The organism is Thiohalomonas denitrificans, from assembly GCF_900102855.1.
Lineage (GTDB): Bacteria > Pseudomonadota > Gammaproteobacteria > Thiohalomonadales > Thiohalomonadaceae > Thiohalomonas > Thiohalomonas denitrificans.
Map to the genome: position 1 here is coordinate 444305 of NZ_FMWD01000002.1, position 17967 is coordinate 462271.

Sequence of the window (17967 nt, forward strand, 5' to 3'; positions counted from 1 at the left end):
AAAGCGAATCAATTATCAGATAGGAATTGTACGCCATACCGCGCTGTGGCGCGCAATAAATTGCCCAACGGGTGCCCTCATGTGGCTAACGAACGGCGCAGCGCTTCCATGCATGCGACCAGCACGGGCGGCTGATAATAGGCATTGGCACCGCTCGGGCTCGGCAGAACCCACACGGCGGTCCGGCCGATGGAATGCGGCTGGGGGCCGACAGCGGCACGGGGGTCATCGAAAGCCGTTCGGTAGGCGCCAATGCCGAGCACCGCAACAGCCCGGGGCCGGTAGCGCAAGACCTTGCGACGCAGTTTTTCAGCCCCCTCCCTCAACTCCCGGGCCGTGAGATCGCTGGCGCCCCGAGTAGCGCGGGCAACGAGGTTTGTCACACCGATGGGGTGGTGCAGCAGCAGTTTCTCCTCCTCCCAGGGGGAGTAGAGCCGTTCGGTAAAACCGGCTCGATAAAGTGCGGGCCAAAAACGATTTCCGGGGCGAGCGAAATGATGCCCCACCGCCGCGCTGTAGAGTCCCGGATTGATCCCGCAGAAGAGTACCGAAAGCTCCGGCGCCAACAGGTCCGGGACCTCCCGATCTACGGCCGCCTCCAGGTCCCGCCTGGCAGGACGGAGCCGCCCCTCGTGTAGTGCCGACTGCCGCTTGTCCATACAGAGAAAAGGTAGGACGAATCGGGATTGCGTCACTGCCATTTTCGGCAGCCATTCTGGGGGGCGCCTGGCCACGGCTGCGCCATGAACAGGCGGTCCGGCTGACCCGTTCTCTACTGCTATGAAGAACCGAACCACCGGAAATGGGAAATGAGTAAGGCGTTGCCGCTCTGGTAGTCACCGAAAGCGTGGCCGGACCGATCCCGAAAGGTGGCTATTCTCTTTATCATAGCTAGGCTTAGAGGCAGGCAACACAAGGAGTACGGCCATGCACGGGCAGCATGCAACGGATCGCCAGTCCAGCTTACTGCTCCCGTTGGCGCCCATCGCCAAGGTGCGGCGCCGGTTTCCAGTGCTGGGCTCCACTTGGTGCCGCGGTGCTGATTACGGCTTCGGCGACGCCTGGCGGCAAGCGCCTGTCATTCGGGAGGAGCGCGACGGCGGGGACGAATATGGACCCGACTACCGATTCAGCACCCTGGCAGAAAACCTGTCCGATGCCGTCCTCGTCTATGACCGGCAACTGCGCTGCCGGTACGCCAACCCTGCGGTAGAGGCCTGCCTGGACCGCGCTCCCGATCGGTTCGTCGGCAAATACATCACCGAGCTGGGGCTTCCCCGCAAACTCGCGGTGCTCTGGAACGATGCGCTCAGCCTGCTGTTTGCCAGCGGTCAACGTCTGACCCAGGAATTCCGCCTGTCCGCCCGGGGAGGCGATCGCCATCTTGAAATTCGGGTTGTCCCCGACATGAACTCGAACGGCGGCGTGGAGAACGCCCTGGTGATTATCCGTGATATCACCGAACGCAGGGAGGCGCAAAGAGAGCGGCAGCGCACGATGCAGGTCCTGCAGCAAAGGGATGCGGAGCTGGAGGAGTTCGCCTACGTCGCCTCTCATGACCTGAAAGGGCCGTTAAGGACCGCCCATGCCCTCTCCTCCTGGATCGAAGAGGAGATTGGAGACAATCTCTCGGAAGAGGGGATTCATCATATGCAGCTGATGCGGGCCCGACTGCAGCGAATGGATGAGCTGATCAACGCAACACTCGAATTCTCCAGGGCCGGGCATGCCGCCAATAACACCCACGACATCTCGCCCTTCGAGTTGGCGAAACAGATAGCGAGTGAACATGGCCTGCCGGAAGGCTTTCGGATCTCCGCCGCTCCGTCCATGCCGCGGATACGAACCAACCAGACCCTGTTCAGCCAGGTGCTCACACATCTAATCGGCAACGCCATCGAGCACCACGACCGGGTCGATGGTCACGTCTGGATGTCCTGTCGGGACCTCCACGGATTCTGGGAATTTTCAATAGTGGATGATGGTCCGGGGATCCCGCCCGAATACCACCAGCATATCTTTCACATGTTTCAACGCGGCCCGGTTCCCAAGCATCACAACGGCTACGGCATAGGGCTGGCGATTGTGAAAAAGGTGGTGGAACGCGTCGGCGGGCACATCGAGGTGGATTCGGCCCCCGGCTGGGGCGCCACCTTCCGTTTCACCTGGCCAAAGGCACGCCAGGACGCAACCCCGCGTAGCCGGATTTAGCCCCGCCCAACTTGAACGACGGCCTGAAGGCCGACGTCGGGCTTTAGCCCGTCACAACCCAGCAGCCTGAAAGCCGACCTGCAGAATATACGATTGGGAGGCGAGCTAAAACTGCTGCTTTTCCAGCCAGGGGATCATTCGCGAGAAGGCCTCCTCTATCTTCTCCAGCGAGGTGGAGAAGCTGATCCGAAACGTGTTAGTGGTCGATTCCCCGAAGGTTTCGCCGGGAACCGTGCACACGCCCGTTTCCTCCAGCATACGCAGTGCCACCGAGGAACCGTCCGCATTGGCCGGAAGCGACGGCAGGATATAGAACGCCCCTTGCGGCCAGTACCCGGTGAGGTGAGGTGCATCACCCACCAGTTGCACGACCTTGTCCCTGCGACGGCGGTATTCGGCGATCATCTCGTCGAGAAAACCGCGACCGCCGGTCAGGGCCGCGACACCGGCCCACTGTCCCGGCGTGTTGGCGACGGTTGTGGTGAACATGTGATAGCGACGCAGCGTTTTGATGGCCGCCTCGCTGGCGATAATCCAGCCGATCCGCATCCCCGGCATACTGAAGGTCTTCGAGAAACTGCTGACCACCATGGTCTGGTCGATATCCGCCGCACAGCTGATGATGCTGGGGTACTCGATGTCATCCAGCACGAGGTGATCGTAGACCTCGTCAGAGATCACCTTGACCCCGCGGTAGGCCGCTTCCTGAACGATGGCCTCGACCGTTTCCCTGGGGTAGACCACCCCGGTGGGATTATTGGGGGAGTTGAGGACGATGGCATAGGTCGACATGCCGATGGCATCGATGACCTCCTGCGGGTCGAGCTGGTAGCCCCGATCGGCGCTGGTTTCGATCGACTTGACTTCACCCCCATTCATTCGCACCAGCGGGGCATAGAGGGGGAAGGTAGGCTCCGGTATCAGAAATTCCCGTCCCGGCGCAGCGGTTGCGCTAAGGGCCAGGTAGAGTGCTTCGGTCGCACCAGTGGTGACGAGGAAATTATCCTCTTTCAACTGGCGTCCGTAACGTTCGGAGTAGTAGGCAACCAATTCGGTGACCAGTTCGGGCAGCCCCGCATCCATGGTGTATCCGGTATGGCCGTCACGCAGCGCCTGGATATGGGCTTCCACGATATGGGGCGGTGTGGGGAAATCCGGCTGGCCGATGGAGAGGTGAATAACATCGTCCATGGTGGAGGCCAGATTGACCATCCGCCGGATTCCCGGTATCGGCAACACGCGCAGGGCCGGGTTGAATGCCGACTCCCCACCCGAGTCAATTTCCTGTGCCATTTCCCTCGACATCCCTGTCTCCCTAACCGGAGGCTTCAGCAACAGGTTAGCGTCAAGTCCAGGGGGCTGCTAGTGTCGTTTATATCAGGTATCGCAGAACGGATGGTTTTGATGGCCGGAACACTTCCCACCGTTGTCGTATTGACCGCACCCGACGAGGGCTGGCCACCCGGCCTGGAGTCGCTCGAGTCATCAGCACAGCTTCTCCTGGCGGATTCACCCGAAGCCCTGCAGTCGTCACTGCCAGAAGCGGATATCTTGATGGTTACCGACTTCCGCACCACCTGGCTGCGGGATGCATGGCACCGGGCTCAACGGCTCCGGTGGATCCACGCCACCAGCGCCGGCGTGGACGCGATCCTGTTTCCCGAGTTGAACGAAAGCGACATCCCGGTGACCAACGCACGCGGCATCTTCGATGCCGCTATCGCCGAATACGTGCTGGGATTGATGCTCGCCTTTGCGAAGGACCTTCCCGGCACCCTGGAACATCAACGAAAACACCGCTGGCGCCACCGTGACAGCGAACGCATCGCCGGCAAACGGGTGCTGGTGGTCGGTGCCGGCTCGATCGGGCGCCGCATCGGAAATTTGGCCCGCGCCAGCGGTATGCACGTTGAGGGGATCGCCAGCCGGAAAAGGGAAGGCGATGACGATTTCCAGGCCATTCATGGGGCTGACTCATTGTACGACCTCCTGCCGGACGCCGACTACGTCGTGATCGCCGCACCGCTAAACCGCAGTACCGAGGGTCTGTTCGGAAGCGAAGCCTTTTCGCGGATGCAGCCGGGCGCACGGCTGATCAATATCGGGCGGGGTCCCATCGTTCAGACCGGAGCACTGGTGGAGGCACTGCAGACGGGCCGAATTGCCGGGGCGGCACTCGACGTCTTCGAGGATGAACCCCTGCGGGAGGACCACCCGTTGTGGGGGATGCCCCAGGTGATCGTATCGCCCCACATGGCCGGTGATTTTATCGGCTGGCGCGAAGCGCTAAGCGAACAGTTCGTCGAAAACTTCCGCCGCTGGTGCAGGGGAGCCCCCCTGAACAACCTGGTCAAGAAAAGCCCATGACCGCGTGCAGCCGGTATGCAACACCGGCTGCGAAGAAGCGCTTGTCGAGTCGAAGAAAATTGCGTCAGAACAACTTCAGGGATTACAGACCGGCCGGCAAAACGACCGGTCTGTAATACTGCCGGCTATCAGCTATTCTGTTCCATCGTTTCGCCTTCAGCGGCTTCAGAAGCCGTGTCGTCACTCTGCGCCTCTTCATCCACTTCTTCCGCAGCAGGCTCATCGGCAGCATCGTCACTTTCCGCTTCGGCGTCTGCAGTCATCTGTTCGGCACCGGCCTCATCGGCAGCGGCATCAGCTTCGGTTTCATCCGCGAAACCCGCTGGTGCGTCTCCTTGCGTCGTCGGCATGGCCGATGGCTCGGCAGTCGGAGCCGCACTTTCCCGGTTTTGGGCAGCCGTATCGCCGCTCTGGTCACATGCGCTCAGGATAAAAGCCAAAGACATTGCGAGGAGGAGTGCTGATTTTCTCATATTCACCTTCTTTATTGTTGTTGAGGCTGACGTCTAACCAAAAGAGCATATAGCAGCCATTCGCAGACGTATAAGACACCCGTCACACTGCTCCGGACCGAAAAAAACCGACTCGATTCGATCCCGATTTTCGGCTTGGAAGGCGCCCGACCAGGCCTCTTCTGCTATACCCCTAATAACCACAAACAGCTTTGCGTCGAGAATCCGCTTCTGCCCGGAACGGCAGGAACCGAACAGGAGGACGGTATGGACACGGATGTAGCCGATATGACAGCCGCGGAGATGGCGGCGATGTTCCGGCACCGCCTGTTGTCGCCAGTGGAAGCCGCCGAGGCCGCGCTCGATCGCATCCGCCGCTACAACCCGGCCGTAAATGCCTTTTGTCTGGTCGATGAGGAGACGACGCTGAAGGCAGCTCGCGCAGCGGAGGAGCGCCACCTGCGCGGGGAATCGCTAGGCGAACTGGACGGTGTGCCGGTGGCCATCAAGGATGTTTTCCTCACCCGTGAGTGGCCAACCCTGAAGGGCTCCCGCACTATCACTCCCCACCAGCCTTGGAGAACCGATGCCCCCGCCGTGGCCGCGTTGCGCCGGCACGGCGCCGTTCCGGTCGGGAAGACCACGACCCCGGAATTCGGCTGGAAAGGTGTCACCGACAATCCGGTGGATGGCATCACACGCAATCCCTGGGACATCTCGCGTACCGCAGGCGGCTCCAGCGGGGGCAGCGCCGCTGCCATACCACTGGGTATGGGCGTGCTGGCACTCGGCACGGACGCCGGTGGCTCAATCCGGATCCCGGCCGGATTTTCGGGCCTGTTCGGTCACAAACCGACCCACGGCCGGATACCCATGTGGCCCGGCAGCCCCTTCGGCGTGCTCGCCCACCCCGGCCCGATGACCAAAACAGTAGAGGATGCCGCCCTGCTGATGAACGTACTGACCGAACCGGACAGGCGCGACCCCAGCCTGCCACCCGACCACACCGATTATGTGCAGGCACTTGGCGGTCGGATTGCCGGGCTGCACATCGCTTTCAGCGCCGACTTCGGTTTCGTCGATGTAGATCCTGAAATTGCGGACGCCGTTGCGGAAGCGGCCAGGGTCTTCGAATCACTGGGGGCAACCGTCGAGGCCGTCGACCCGGGGTTTCCCAATCCGGAGGAGTCCTTCGAACGCCTGTTTTTTGGCGGAGCCGCCAATGCCCTGCGCGACATCGATACCGACCAGCGCCGCCTGATGGATGCCGGGCTGGTGGAATCGGCAGAAGCAGCCGCCAAAATGCCTCTCCTCGAATACCTTGCGGCACAAAACGTCCGTAACGAATTGCTGGAACAGATGTCCCGCTTCCATGAGCGTTTCGATCTGCTGCTGACGCCCACGCTGCCGATTGCCGCTTTCGAGGCCGGACGGGAAGTGCCGCCCGGCTGGCCTAAACGGCGCTGGCCTTCATGGACCCCGTTTACCTTTCCCTTCAACATGACCGGCCAGCCTGCCTCCTCGGTGCCGTGCGGCTTTACGAGTGAAGGATTGCCCATCGGACTGCAACTCGTGGGAGCGCGTCACCAAGATGCGCTGGTCTTGCGGGCGGCTCACGCCTTTGAACAGGCCCAACCGATAAGCCGCCGCCCCCCTCTTCTGGATACCCCCGGAACCGATGACAGGGAGACGATCTATGCTTGAATCACCACTCCTCTCCCATACCGCCGGCTACATCAACGGCAGTTGGCAGCGCGGCGTTGGAGAACCGTTTCAGGTGACCAACCCCGCCAATGGCGAGGTGCTCGCGGAGATCCCCGCGATGGGTGCCGAGGAGACCCGCCAGGCCATCGAGGCAGGGCGCCACGCCCTTGAGAGTTCTGCAGGCCTGGAAACCCGGCGGGCCTGGCTACAGATGATCGCAGAGGCTCTCACCGACAACCGTGAGGAAATCGGCCGCATCCTGACTCACGAGCACGGCAAGCCCTGGAAGGAGGGCATCGGCGAAGTCGACTACGCAGCCGGTTTCTTTCGTTATGCGGGGGAAAACATCGGGCTGCTGAAACCCTACACACTGCAGGAGCAGCCGCGCGGCCTGAGCTGGACCGTCTATCACCGTCCGGCCGGTGTGGTAGGGCTGATGACCCCCTGGAACTTTCCGATCGGTATGATCGCCAAGAAACTCTCCGCCGCACTGGCGGCAGATTGCAGCTGCGTGGTCAAACCGTCGCGCAAAACCCCGTTGACCATGATCGCACTGTTTGACCTGCTCGATCGCACACTGGACCTGCCTCCCGGAAAGGTGAACCTGGTGATGGGCGGAGCCTGCCCCATTACCGATACCCTGATGGAGCATCCGCATGTCCGGGTAATCAGCTTTACCGGCTCGACAGCGGTGGGCCGGCAGCTGATTCGAAAGAGCGCAGACGGCATCAAGCGGCTGACCCTGGAGCTGGGCGGCAACGCCCCCTTCATCGTCTTCGCCGACGCCGATCTCGACCATGCCGCGGAGCAGCTGGTCAGTAACAAGTTCCGCGGCGGAGGACAGACCTGCGTCTGCTCGAACCGCATCTTTGTGGAACGACCGGTCGCTCCGGAATTCGCAGAGAAACTGGCCGAGAAGGCCTCCGCCCTCCGCGTCGGTAACGGCATGGACAGGGTCACCGATATCGGACCGTTGATTGATCGCAGTGGCTACGAAAAGGTACGCAGTCACCTCACCGATGCGCTCGACAAGGGTGCGCAGATGGTCTCCGGCGGCGATCCCGGCGAGTGGTCCACCGCCCGGGGCTTTTTCCGGCCAACGGTGATTCGCGGCGTCGCCCCCGGCATGCTCGTCACCCGGGAAGAGACCTTCGGCCCGCTGGTGCCCATCGCCGAGTTCGACAGCGAGGAAGAGGTCATCGCCCGCGCCAACGATACCGAATTCGGTCTTGCCGCCTACCTCTTCACCGCCGATCCCGAACGTGCCGGGCATGTGGTGTCCCGCCTGGAGTTCGCCCACGTAGGTTGGAATACGGGATCCGGCCCGACTCCCGAGGCCCCCTTCGGCGGCATGAAGCAGTCGGGGTTCGGGCGTGAAGGCGGGAGGGAAGGCCTGGTCGAATTCGTCGAGACACAGACGGTGGCACAGCAGCCGTAGGCAACAGCCGCGGGTATTCAGGAGATGGCAGAGGCATCCGGAACCATCACCTTCGGCCAGGTAAAACGGAACGTGGCACCCTGGCCCGGTGCGGATTCAACTTCGATACGCCCACCGGCATCCTCCACCAGTTTCTTGACCACGGCGAGACCGATTCCCGTTCCCTCGGTCTTTTCGGAGCCGGGGCCACGCTGGAGCATCAGAAAGATCCGCTCCTGGAACTCGGGGGGAATACCGGGGCCATTATCCGCCACCGAGAAGTCGTAGAACTCGTCCGCATCCTCCACCGCGACCCGGATTTCGCCATTTGGGTGGTCCTGATACTGGATGGCGTTGCCGATGAGGTTGGCGAAAACCTGGCACAATTTGGTCCGGTCGGTAACCAGCCGCGGCATGTTTTCGGCCACCGTGAGGTGCATGCCGGCGACGTCATGACCCTTGAAGATATTCTTCACCAACTGTGCGGTGTCGACCTCTTCGACCCGGGTGGTCCTGCCGCCGGCTCGGGAATAGGTGAGCAGTCCCTGGATATAGGCATCCATGAGGCGCACGCGATCACGCAGTAACCGCACATGGTTGCGACTCTCGCCCGACAGCTGGGGTCCGAGGTCCTCTTCAATCCACGAAGCCAGATTGGAAACCGCACGCAGAGGTGCGCGCAGGTCATGGGAGGCCAGATAGGCAAACTGTTGCAGTTCCGCATTGGTGCGGCGCAGGGCAGCGTCGCTCTCGCGTAGCGCCACTTCCGCCTTTTTCAGTCTGGTAAACCGATCGGCATTCTGCAGGGCCAGGCCCACCGATGCCCCCACCTTGTCGACGAATTCCTTTTCCGCTTCGGTGAAGTGCTTGCCGGGCGTGTGGTAGTACAGGCCGAAGTCACCGACCACTCGCTCGGCCATCTGCAGGGCAACGTCGAGCACCGCCCGCACTCCGTGATTCATCACCAGATCCCGGTTGACATCGGGATCGGCCCGGGCGTCGTTGATCAGGATCGCCTGACCCTCACGTATCGCCCGGATCGAATCCCGCAGCTCCTGATCGCTGAAATGCCGGTCGCGGATCGAATCCAGTGGCCCATAGGTGTAACGCGCCACCCAGTCGTCCTGCTCGTTCACATAGATCACGGCCGATTCGGCCCCGACGGCCTCGGCCGCCTCCACAATCACCCGCGACATGATGGTGCGTATATCCTGGGTTGAGTGGATAAGACCGTTGATGCGATTCAGCGCAGCGCTGAGCTCCCTGTCCCGCTCCACCCGTTCCCGGACCGCTTCCATCTCCAGCCACGAAGAGACATCCTCACCGGTCAGCAGCACGCCCTGCAGCTTGCCCTGCTCAGCATGATGCGGCCGCACACGCACGTGGAAACATCGCATGCGCCCGGGGTCCTCGGGAGAGACCACGTTCAGCTGTGCAGACTGCTCTTTCGAGCGCAAGCCCTGCTCGATCAGGTCGCGGAGATCCGGATGCCCGGTCAGTACGGCATCGACGGATTGACCGACCACCTCTGCAGCGGGTCGGCCTATGAGCTTTGCAGCAGTGGCGTTGCAGCGCTGAACCATCCCGTCCCGATCGACATACGAAACCGGGTAGGGCAGTTCCTCGAGTATCCACCCGATGTCGGGCTTGCTGCTTTTCTCGCCACCCATCACCCGTACCCTTTGCTGTTCCGCTCCCGAAAGGCCTAGTGTACTGTTGCATGCTTGGCGATACTTTCAGAGCCCCCCAAAAACGTCAGGACAAGGCGCAGCGCGCAGGCAATGGTTATTCCCTTGTCAAGCGCTGCAACGCCGTCATGGCGTTTTTGGGGGGCTCCCTTCGGGCGAGCCGCTGGCCGGCCATCTGCGGCGTTGCGTTTCTTGGAAAGGGCGCGCCATTCCCTGCGAAACGCGCCTTGCATCTGGCCGGCCAGCGACTCGCTGAACGCACCGACAAGCATGCAACAGTACACTATCGGGCTGCCGACAGTGCCTGCTCGAAGGTATCGATCGCCTGATCGATCTGCGAATGCTGCACAATCAGCGGCGGCAGCCAGCGTATAACCTGGCCGCCATAGGCACCGCAGCGGATCAGTAGCAGGTTGCGCCGCTCCGCTTCCTTGACGATTCGGGCCGCCCGCTCACCGTCGGGTTTGCCGTCACCATCGACAATCCCGGTGCCCAGCATCAGGCCGCGTCCACGGACAACGCCGATCTCGGGGTATTGGTTCCGAAGCTGTTCGAGCCGCGCCAGCAAATGAGTGCCCTGCTCGGCGGCGTTTTCCACCAGGCCCTCTTCCTCCATGACATCCATGGTGGCGAGTGCTGCCGCACAGGCAACGGCATTGCCGCCGTAAGTCCCACCCTGGGACCCGGGCCACCCTTGCTCCATGAGCGATGGGGAGGTGCCGAAGGCGGAGAGTGGAAAACCGCTGGCCAGACCCTTGGCGGTGACGACCACATCCGGCTCGACACCAAAGTGCTGATGGCCCCAGAACTTGCCGGTCCGGCCGAATCCTGCCTGGACTTCGTCCATCACCAGAAGGATTCCATGCTGGTCACAGCGCTCGCGCAGGCCCTGCATGAAACGGGCGCTGGCGGGAATATAACCGGCTTCGCCCTGGATTGGCTCAATAAACATGGCGGCGGTCTCCCGGGGGGTGCTCACCGTGGCCAGCACGTGGTCGAGTTCACGAAGACAGAAATCGGCAGCGGCGTCCTCTTCCCAGCCGTAGCGATCGGTATCCGGGAACGGCGCATAGACAACGCCGCCCATCATCGGCTGCAGGCCGGCGCGCAGGCCGACGCTCGAGCTCGTCATGCTGAGAGAGCCCATGGTGCGACCGTGAAAGCCGCCCTGGAAGGCGATGAAATTCGGCCGGCCGGTAGCGTGGCGGGAGAGTCGCATGGCAGCTTCAATCGCCTCGGTCCCGGCGCTGGCAAAGAAAAAGGCACTGATGGGATCCGGCATCTTTTCCCCAAGACGCCCCGCCAGTTCCACCAGGGGCTGGTGACGGACAATGGCGTACTGCCCATGGATAAGATTGGCGACCTGCCTTTGTGCCGCCTCGACCACCTTGGGGTGACAATGGCCGGTACTGGTAACGCCAATGCCCGAGGTGAAATCGAGATAACGCTCGCCGCTATCATCGTAAAGCCAGACACCTTCACCGCGTACGGCCGTAATGTCCGATGACTGTTTCAGCAACGGCGACAGGTGTCCGGCGCCGGATTCGGGGTGCTTCTCCATGGTGCGGCTCCTTTTTGTTTGCTGGCAAATGCCACTGCATGCGGCTATGCCTCCCTCCGGTAACTATTTATAGAGTCTAGGAGACTGTCCGAGAATAGACTGACCTACTCCGGCCAAGCCCGATCGGACAGGCTCCTGGTGGTCCGCGCGGGAAAGAGTGTGGCACTCAGATCCCGCTAATGGGCCCATGCAAGGCGCGCTGAGCAGACTACCGGGAGCTTTCCTTCGTGGCAGTCAGCCGCCGATCCGTCCCAGGATGCTCTCGGCGATCGCACTGCCGGGTCGGCTCTCCCTCTGGTGCTCGCGCAAGTCGGCCTCGACGGCCCGGCGGAGCCGACCTGCCGCCTTGCTGGCGGAGGCGTCCTCCTCTCCCATCCAGTCGAGCATCATCGCGGTAGTCAGCAGCATGGCGCGCGGATCGGCCAGGTCCTTGCCGGCGATATCGGGTGCGCTGCCGTGGGTGGGTTCGAACATCGGCAGTGCGGCACGATTGGAAGGATTGAGGTTGCAGGAGGGGGCTACTCCCAATCCGCCGCACAGCACCGCGGCCAAATCGGTAAGGATATCGCCCTGCAGGTTACTGGCCACCACCACATCAAATCGCCAGGGGGAAGTCACGAACTTCATGCAGGCGGCATCCACCAGCTCATGGTGGGTCTCGATCCCGGGATACTCCGCGGCGACCTCGGCAAAGATTTCCGTATACATCTCCCCCCAGTGCCGGAGTGCGTTTCGCTTGGTCACCAGGCACACCTGGGCATCGGCCCGCTCCTTTACACCGAAGCGCAATGGGCGCCGCCCCGCAGCCCGCTCTTCGCTCCGCTGCCGGGCCCGTTCGAAGGCGTGTCGAAACAGGCGTTCGGTGGCGAACCGGGTAAATACCTCCACCTGGGTCGCGACTTCGTGCCCGGTCCCCCGAGCGGTACGTCCGCCCTGGCCGATATATTCACCCTCACTGTTTTCGCGAATCACCAGCATGTCGATGGCACCGGCCCTCTTGTCGGCCAGGTAGCGGGGCGCCCCCTCCAGCGAGATTGCAGGGCGTTCGCAGACCCACTGGTCAAAACCCTGGCGAATGGCGAGGATCGGCGCCAGTGAAACGGCATCCGGCAAACGGTAGCGCTCTGCATCGCTTGATGGTCCCGGGTCCCCCAGCGCCCCCAGTAGCAACGCATCGAACTCGGCCAGCCGGGTCCGCCACTCCTCCGGCATCATCCGGCCGTGGTCGCGGTGATAGGCGGTTGCCGGCCACTCCAGCTCGGTTAATTCCAGCTGCGGGCCGTTGTCCCTCATCAAGTACTTCAGCGCCGTGACGGCTGCCGGCATCACTTCGCGTCCCACGCCGTCACCGGGTGCGACAGCGATACGCCAGCGGGTCCTTGCGTGCATCGGGCCTCCAGTCGTTTGGTCCTCTCTTCTCAAGGCTAGTGGTCCGAAGGGAGCCCCGCTAATGGACCAATACTGCGCCGCGATGTAGGTCGGGCCTTAGCCCATCGCAACTCGATGACGGCCTGAAGGCCGACCTGCAGGCAAACGAGCGGGACGACACCCTGACGCCGAGGTTTGTTACCGGCAGGCACCACCCAAGCTTGGCTTCCGTGGCCTACAGTGAAGGTAAGGAAATACAACGGAACCACGGAAGGAAAATGGGACTGCCACGCACCACGGAAGAGAAAAAACACTCCCTTGTCGATCAGGTCGTCACCCGAATACGGGATAAGTGCCCCGCCCCCCAGGCCATTCCGATCGAGGCGTTCTCCCGCGAATACTACCGCCGCGTGGGACCCGACGATCTGCTGGATCGCACCCTTCCGGACCTCTACGGTGCGGCACTTGCCCACTGGAATCTCGCCACTCGCCGTCGCCAGGGTGAACGCCTCATCCGGGTCTACAACCCGCGGGTCGAGGAGCACGGCTGGCACACCACCCATACCATTGTCGAAATCGTTCAGGACGATATGCCGTTTCTGGTGGATTCGGTGCGGATGGAGCTCAACCGCCAGGGACTGACGGTTCACCTGATCATTCATCCGGTAATGAATGTACGCCGCAGTGCCCAGGGCGCGTTGATTGAAGTACTGCCAGAGGGCAAGGAGGCCGACAGCTCCAAGGCGGAAGCCTTCCTGCATTTCGAGGTCGACCGGCAGACCGATCCCGAAATGCTGGGCGCTCTCCACGCAGGGATCAACCGGGTGCTCGATGACGTGGCCGCAGCCGTGGAAGACTGGCCACTGATGCGCGAACAACTTCATGACTGTATCGCAGCGTTGACTCGTCAGCCGCCACCCGTGGAACCCTCGGAACTCGAGGAGACCCGCGCCTTTCTCCATTGGCTGAACGAGGACAGCTTCACCTTTCTGGGCTACCGGGAATACACCCTTGAGGAACAGGATGGTGAGAAGCACCTGCGCCTGGTACCAAATTCAGGCCTTGGCATTGTCAGGGAGCCGCGGCAGGCGGTCCTCTCCACGAGCTTTGAGCGGCTGACGGGTGAGCTGCGAGAGCTTGCCGTCAGCCCTGCCGCGCTCATTCTCACCAAGGGAAGCTCCCGGGCCACGGTCCACCGGCCCGGCTATCTCGACTATGTCGGCGTCCGGGTGTTCGATGCCAGTGGCCATGTCACGGGCGAGAGGCGATTTCTCGGACGCTATACCTCGGGCGCCTACACTAGCCGCCCCACCGAGATCCCGCTGCTGCGGAGGAAGGTGCAGCAGGTCATGCAGCGCTCGCAGCTGCGCCCCGGCAGCCACTCTGCCAAAGCCCTGCTGAATATCGTCGAGACACTGCCGCGCGATGAATTGTTTCAGAGCAGCCCGGGAGAGCTGTTCGATATTGCAACCGGGATTCTGCACCTGCAGGAGCGCCAGCAGGTACGCGTACTGATTCGCCGCGATCCTTATCATCGGTTTCTGTCGTGCCTGGTTTATCTACCCAGAGAGGGTTTCAATACCGACGTTCGTCTTCAGGTACAGGAGGTGATGCGCGAGGCATTCGACGCCACTCACATGGATTTCGATGTGTCGATTTCCGAGTCGCAGCTCGCCCGGCTGCATTTAATCGTACACGTCGACGGCACCATACCTGATTACGACGTACGCGAGATCGAACAGCGGATTGTCAAGGAGACTCGCTCCTGGTCCAAGGAACTGCATACGGCACTCCTGCAGGAGCTGGGTGAAGAAAAGGGCAACCGGCTCTATACCCGCTACCGAAATGCCTTTCCCTCCTCCTATTGCGAGGAGTATACGGCGCCCGTCGCCGTGCACGACATTCTGGAGATGGAGGCGCTGGAGGGTGAGAGGCTGGCGATCCAGCTCTACCACCCGCTGGAGGCTCCCTCCGGACACTTGCGGATCAAATTGTTTCGTCAGCGACACCCCATCTCACTGTCGACCGTTCTGCCCATGCTGGAGAACATGGGCGTGAGTGTCTCTGACGAACGCCCTCATGAGATCCATCCTTCCCATCGCCCGCCGATATGGATCCACGACCTGGGGATGGAGTTTCATCAGAACGAGCCAGTGGAACCCGACTCGGTCCGCCACCGGTTCCATGAGGCGTTTGCGCGGGTGTGGGACGGACGTGTCGAAAACGACGGTTTCAATCGCCTGGTTTTGCACGCCCAGTGTACCTGGCGCCAGGCAGTCATGCTGCGAAGCTACTGCAAGTACCTGCTGCAGACGGACTTCCCGTTCAGCCAGGGATATATGGAGCAGGTGCTGGTGAGTCGGGCCCAGATCACCCGCATGTTGGTGGACCTGTACCGGGCGCGGTTTGATCCCGCCGGCCAGCAGACCTCGACCGAACGTACCGCGCGCCTGGCCGATGCCATAGAGCGCTCACTCGAAGACATTCCCAACCTCGATGAAGATCGAATCCTGCGACGGTTCTATCAGCTGATCCAGTTTACCCTGCGGACGACCTACTACCAGCGTGGCGACGCTGGCCAAAACCATGTGGCCTTCAAACTGGACGCAACGCAGGTACCGGATATTCCGGAGCCGCGTCCGCGCTTCGAAATCTTTGTCTATTCGCCGCGCGTCGAGGCCGTCCACCTGCGGGGCGGAAAGGTCGCGCGCGGGGGCATTCGCTGGTCCGACAGACCCGAGGATTTTCGCACCGAAATCTTCGGGCTCATGAAGGCGCAGATGGTCAAGAATGCGGTGATTGTGCCGGTTGGTGCCAAAGGGGGGTTTGTGATCAAGCAGCCCCCGGAGGACCCCGGGGCAATGAGGGAGGAGATCGCCGCCTGCTACAGCACCTTCATTCGCGGTCTGCTGGACCTTACCGATAACCTCGCCGGCGGAAGAGTCATCCCGCCCCCTCAGGTGGTGAGGCATGACGATGACGACCCCTACCTCGTGGTTGCTGCGGACAGGGGAACTGCCGCGTTTTCGGACCTCGCCAACAGCATCGCGGCCGAATACGACTTTTGGCTGGGAGATGCCTTTGCTTCGGGCGGATCCACCGGGTACGACCACAAAAAGATGGGCATCACCGCGCGCGGCGCCTGGGTCTCGGTCGAGCGCCACTTCCGCGAAATGGGGATCAACAGCCAGTCGAACGACATCACCGTCGTGGGAATCGGCGGCATGAATGGCGACGTGTTCGGCAATGGAATGCTGCTGTCCCGCCATCTCAGGCTGGTTGCGGCGTTTAGCCACAAATCCATTTTTCTCGATCCCCACCCGGACCCGGAGGTGAGCTTTACCGAAAGGGAGCGGCTCTTCCGTATGGCCGGTTCCTGGTCCGACTACGACCCGCAGGCCATCTCCGAAGGCGGGGGGGTTTTCTCCCGATCAGCCAAATCAGTCCCCCTGTCGCCACAGGTTCGTCGCCTGCTGGGCATTGAACAGGCGGCGCTGCCTCCCAACGACGTGATTCGCGCCATTCTCAAGACGCCGGTCGACCTGCTCTGGAATGGCGGAATCGGCACCTTTGTGAAGGCTTCTGACGAAAGTGATGAAGAGGTCGGAGACCGCAGCAACGACGCTATCAGGGTCAATGCCGGAGCGTTGCGTTGCCGGGTGATCGGCGAAGGAGGCAACCTGGGCCTGACCCAGGCCGCACGCATCGAGTACGCCCGCCAGGGTGGCCGCCTCAACACGGATTTTATCGACAACTCAGGCGGGGTCGACTGTTCGGACCACGAGGTCAACATCAAGATTCTGCTTCGCGGCCCGGTAAGCGAGGGTGGACTCCCGGTGGCGCGACGCAATCGTTTGCTTTCGGACATGACCGAAGAGGTGGCAAACACGGTGCTGTGCAACAATTATCAGCAGGCCGAATCACTCTCCATGAGTGAACACCGCGCTGCCGCCCACCTACCGGAACACAGCGCGTTCATGCGATGGCTCGAGAAACGCAATGACCTGGACCGGGACACCTGGAATCTTCCCGATGATGAAGCACTGGAGGCGCGACAACTGTCGGGTGAAGGCCTGGTGCGACCGGAACTGGCCGTGCTGCTCTCTTACAGCAAGATTGCACTGTTCGACGATTTACTGGCCTCGGATATCAGTAGCGATCCCGGTTTGACGGAGGAATTCAGCGAATACTTTCCGGAACCGATCATCGGGAGCTACAGCAGGGAAATTGCCCGGCATCCGTTACGCCCGGAGATCACCGCCACCTTTGTCGCCAACAACCTCATCAATCGGCTCGGACTGACGGCGGTATTCCGGATCGAAGAGTTGTCGGGAAGCAATGCACCGGATATCGCCCGGGCCTTCATGGCCTGCCGCAAGATTTTCGACCTGCCCGACCTGTGGCAGCGCATTGCATCGATGGACAACCGGGTGGAGGCCCGTCACCAGCTTTACCTGCTCGAAGAAGTCAGCAAGGTGGCACGACGCGCAATGCTGTGGCTGTTGCGAAGCCGGGCGCAACCACTGGATGTGACGGCGGCTGTCGAAACCTACCAGGACAGCGTGGACACCCTTCGTGACACACTGCCGGAGTTGATCGATCCCGCTGATCACACCTACCTCGATCAGCGCAGAAACGAGTTGCTCGACCGTGGTTTGTCACCGCAAGACGCCACCCGCTTTGCCACACTCCCACTGCTGCTCGCCGCACTCGATGTGGCCAATGTCGCCGCGCACCTGCAGCTTCCTATTGAACGCGTGGCACGCCTCTATTTCGCACTCGAAGCCATGCTGGGGATGCGCTGGCTGCGGGATCACATCGGAGCACTCCCGGTGGAAGACCATTGGTCACGCCTCGCGCGGGAGGCACTCCGTGATGAACTGTACCGTCTGCACCGCACGCTGACCGTAGAGGCCCTGGAGACCAGCCCGGGTGAAGCGGACACAAGCGCCCTCGTTGCCAACTGGATGGCGGCCAATACCGAACCGCTGGAGCATTTTCGCCACAGGCTCGGGCAATTTCACACCGCACCGACGGCCGATTTTGCCTTGCTCAGCGTGGCACTCAACGAGCTCAGAAAATTGTCCCGGGAGCACGAAAATGCTTTCCGCGTTTAAGGGATACCCTGACTCAAAACCGGAGAAGGAGCGAACCGATCTTCCGCTGGCAGTCAGGAATCCGACAGCTATTCTGAGGACA

General features: G+C 61.8%; 12 protein-coding genes. 6 read left to right on the top strand and 6 right to left on the bottom strand.

Annotated elements, in window-relative coordinates; all coding sequences use genetic code 11:
- Nucleotides 1–77 precede the first annotated feature (77 nt).
- A complete protein-coding gene (gene mug, locus BLP65_RS04665; protein ID WP_092993119.1) occupies nucleotides 78–659 on the bottom strand; it encodes a G/U mismatch-specific DNA glycosylase in 582 nt (193 codons plus the stop codon).
- Between the two features lie 268 nt (nucleotides 660–927).
- Here mug and BLP65_RS04670 point away from each other — a divergent pair, with 268 nt between their 5' ends.
- The gene (locus BLP65_RS04670) at nucleotides 928–2211 is read left to right on the top strand and encodes a sensor histidine kinase (protein WP_092993122.1); all 1284 of its coding nucleotides are present in this window, start codon (nucleotides 928–930) and stop codon (nucleotides 2209–2211) included.
- 105 nt (nucleotides 2212–2316) lie between these two features.
- Here the strand turns inward: BLP65_RS04670 and BLP65_RS04675 are convergent, their stop codons facing one another.
- The gene (locus BLP65_RS04675; RefSeq protein WP_245688233.1) at nucleotides 2317–3504 is read right to left on the bottom strand and encodes a pyridoxal phosphate-dependent aminotransferase; all 1188 of its coding nucleotides are present in this window, start codon (nucleotides 3502–3504) and stop codon (nucleotides 2317–2319) included.
- Between the two features lie 102 nt (nucleotides 3505–3606).
- On the opposite strand from BLP65_RS04675, the gene BLP65_RS04680 reads away from it, so the two are divergent.
- Nucleotides 3607–4578, top strand: a complete 972-nt coding sequence (locus BLP65_RS04680) for a D-2-hydroxyacid dehydrogenase (protein ID WP_399351064.1) — start codon at nucleotides 3607–3609, stop codon at nucleotides 4576–4578.
- A gap of 128 nt (nucleotides 4579–4706) precedes the next feature.
- Here BLP65_RS04680 and BLP65_RS04685 read toward each other — a convergent pair whose 3' ends face one another.
- Nucleotides 4707–4928: a hypothetical protein gene (locus BLP65_RS04685; protein ID WP_139181419.1), complete on the bottom strand. Its 222-nt coding sequence runs from the start codon at nucleotides 4926–4928 to the stop codon at nucleotides 4707–4709.
- Between the two features lie 369 nt (nucleotides 4929–5297).
- Here BLP65_RS04685 and BLP65_RS04690 point away from each other — a divergent pair, with 369 nt between their 5' ends.
- Nucleotides 5298–6734, top strand: coding sequence for an amidase (locus BLP65_RS04690; protein ID WP_092993132.1), 1437 nt, complete (start codon nucleotides 5298–5300; stop codon nucleotides 6732–6734).
- Entirely contained in the window at nucleotides 6727–8172 is a 1446-nt protein-coding gene (locus tag BLP65_RS04695; protein ID WP_092993135.1) for an NAD-dependent succinate-semialdehyde dehydrogenase, read from the top strand. Before BLP65_RS04690 ends, BLP65_RS04695 begins: the two co-directional genes overlap by 8 nt.
- Before the next feature lie 17 nt (nucleotides 8173–8189).
- Here BLP65_RS04695 and BLP65_RS04700 read toward each other — a convergent pair whose 3' ends face one another.
- Nucleotides 8190–9821 (bottom strand): ATP-binding protein, encoded by a 1632-nt coding sequence (locus BLP65_RS04700; RefSeq protein WP_092993138.1) that lies wholly within the window; start codon nucleotides 9819–9821, stop codon nucleotides 8190–8192.
- A gap of 50 nt (nucleotides 9822–9871) precedes the next feature.
- Between BLP65_RS04700 and BLP65_RS16850 the strand changes: the two genes are divergently transcribed.
- Nucleotides 9872–10168, top strand: a complete 297-nt coding sequence (locus BLP65_RS16850) for a hypothetical protein (protein ID WP_175452438.1) — start codon at nucleotides 9872–9874, stop codon at nucleotides 10166–10168.
- Here the strand turns inward: BLP65_RS16850 and BLP65_RS04710 are convergent.
- Nucleotides 10123–11400, bottom strand: coding sequence for an aspartate aminotransferase family protein (locus BLP65_RS04710; protein WP_092993143.1), 1278 nt, complete (start codon nucleotides 11398–11400; stop codon nucleotides 10123–10125). The two genes, BLP65_RS16850 and BLP65_RS04710, sit on opposite strands and share 46 nt — an antisense overlap.
- Before the next feature lie 234 nt (nucleotides 11401–11634).
- Nucleotides 11635–12789, bottom strand: coding sequence for an isocitrate/isopropylmalate dehydrogenase family protein (locus BLP65_RS04715; protein ID WP_092993145.1), 1155 nt, complete (start codon nucleotides 12787–12789; stop codon nucleotides 11635–11637).
- Between the two features lie 257 nt (nucleotides 12790–13046).
- On the opposite strand from BLP65_RS04715, the gene BLP65_RS04720 reads away from it, so the two are divergent.
- Nucleotides 13047–17885, top strand: coding sequence for an NAD-glutamate dehydrogenase (locus tag BLP65_RS04720; RefSeq protein ID WP_092993148.1), 4839 nt, complete (start codon nucleotides 13047–13049; stop codon nucleotides 17883–17885).
- Nucleotides 17886–17967 lie beyond the last annotated feature (82 nt).